Below are 2,246 nucleotides of genomic sequence, written 5' to 3'. Positions count from 1 at the left end.
TACGCGACCGTTAGCTCAACAGCTTGGCCACCCGAGAGACCGCCGCCGCCTTCGTCTGCGTTCGTGGTCAGCAGCTTCGCAGCTTGCAGGAGGAAGGCCATGGTGATTGTGTGCGTCATAAATACAATCGTACTGTGCAGTTCTGAAGCGACTGCGCAGGCAAGCAAAGCTCGCTAAACCTCGTTCGTGTTCGCTCTCGGCTTTCCTTCGAACGTTGGCCGGGGTGCCGCCGATCTCCGCTCTCGCGGCGAAGCTTACGTTCACTTAGGCATCCAGAAAAATCTAATGCGGGGCCGACATTCAGCTCTACCTGCCTAAGCGTAGTCGTACACCGCAACTAGGCGCAGGGAGTCATGTTGCACTGTGAAGCACAAAACACAAGCTCTAGCAAGCGACGCGTAAGGCCAACTCCCATCAAAGCGGGCGCAACCAGTTGCTATATTTAAAGTAGCTTGTCACGCCGATGGAATAAGCAATGGAGGCTAATTTCTTATCCAAGCCCAGGATTCGACTCCTCTCATGCCCCAAGGCCTCTTCGTCTGCTGCCCCCATCTCCTTTTCCCCATCAAAAACCCCAAGTAAGTAGAAATAAATTAACTATTTGCTTCAATGGATCATAATTTCAGAATATTTTTACTCCCACCTGGATAAACACAATGCTAGTCGAGTTCCGCACCAAGAACTTCCGCAGCCTGCGCGACGAGCAGGTGCTTAGTCTGGTGGCGTCCACGGACAAGACCTTGCTGGACACCCATGCCTTGGCTACCGGGCTGAAGGCGGCGCCGCATGTACTCAAGAGCGCGGTGGTGTACGGTGCCAACGCCAGTGGCAAGTCCAACCTCGTCAAGGCGCTGCAATTCATGCGTGGTGTGGTGCTGCAGTCGGCGGCGCTGCAGCCGGGGCAGGCTTTTGACCGGCTCCAGCCCTTCAAGCTGGATGCCACATCGGGCAGCCAGCCCACCGCGTTCGAAGTCACCTTTGTCCTGGGCAGTGTGCGCTACCAGTACGGGTTTGCCATGGATACGCAACGCATCGTGAGTGAGCAACTTTTGGTCTACAAGGCGTTCAAGCCGCAACGCTGGTTTGAGCGCCACTTCGATGCCGAGAGCGGCAAGGATGTGTACGAGTTTGGCTCGGGCCTGAAGGGCGCCAAGAACCTGTGGGAGGGTGCAACCCGGCCGAATGCCTTGTTCCTGTCGGTGGCCGTGCAGCTCAACAGCGAGGCGATGCGCCCGGTGTTTGACTGGTTCGCCAACCGGCTTGTGATCTTCAACGAGCAAACGCCTTTGTCGCCGCAGTTTTCAGTGCAAATGCTCAAGCACGAGGCACAGCGCAAAGCGATTTGCGCGTTTCTGCAGGCGGCGGACACCAGCATTGCCGACATTGAAGTGGCCACCCAGCAGGCCATGGTGCACACCATCAATTTCGATCTGGCTACCGGCAAACGCGAGGAGACAGCCGGTGAGCAGGCGGTGGAGGAAGTGAAGTTTCACCACGCCACCGAGCAGGGCAAGGCGGTCTTTGACCTGGCAGACGAATCCAGTGGCACCCGCAACCTGTTGTTCCTCACCGGGCCGATCCTGGACATCCTGAACAAGGGGCTGACGCTGGCGGTGGACGAGCTCGACACCAGCCTGCACACGCTGCTGGTGCAGGCTTTGGTGCGCTTGTTTCACCGGCCTGAAGCCAATACCGGCGGCGCACAGCTCGTCTTTACTACGCACGACACCTCGCTGCTCGATGCCTACGGCCTGTTCCGGCGCGACCAGGTCTGGTTTGTGGAAAAGCGCCCGGACCAAAGCTCGTCGCTGTACCCGCTGCTGGACTTCAGCCCGCGCAAGAATGAAGCGCTGGAGCGCGGCTATCTGCAAGGGCGCTACGGCGCGCTGCCGCTCCTGCGCAACCAGGCTTTGGGGGTGACGCTCTGATGGGGCGCGCCAACCAGGCCAAAGACCGGCAGTTGCGTCGCAAGACGGGCAAGGAGGCGCAACGTGCCAGTTACGCCCGCATCCTGGTCGTGACCGAGGGCAGCAAAACCGAGCCGCTGTATCTGGAAGAGATCCGCGCTGCGCACCATCTGCATTCCGCCAATGTGGAAGTACAGCCGGGTCAACTGGGCACCGCGCCCATCCAGGTGGTGCGCTACGCCCAGCAACTGTTTGAAGAAGGTGATCTACGCAAAGGCATTCGCGCCAAGAGCTTCGACCAGGTCTATGCCGTGTTTGACCGCGACGACCACGATAGCT

At 58.9% G+C, this 2,246-nt stretch carries 2 protein-coding genes; both read left to right on the top strand.

The genetic code is table 11. The features are described from left to right. Positions 1–656: 656 nt before the first annotated feature. Positions 657–1,928, top strand: coding sequence for an AAA family ATPase (locus AC097L_RS23250; protein WP_479589113.1), 1,272 nt, complete (start codon positions 657–659; stop codon positions 1,926–1,928). Continuing rightward, a partial coding sequence (locus AC097L_RS23245; protein ID WP_479589112.1) for an RloB family protein occupies positions 1,928–2,246 on the top strand: 319 nt, incomplete at its 3' end. The genes AC097L_RS23250 and AC097L_RS23245, both read left to right, overlap by 1 nt.

It is taken from the genome of Rhodoferax sp. RT5P35 (assembly GCF_056521385.1).
This window is presented reverse-complemented; position numbering and strand designations above follow the sequence as displayed.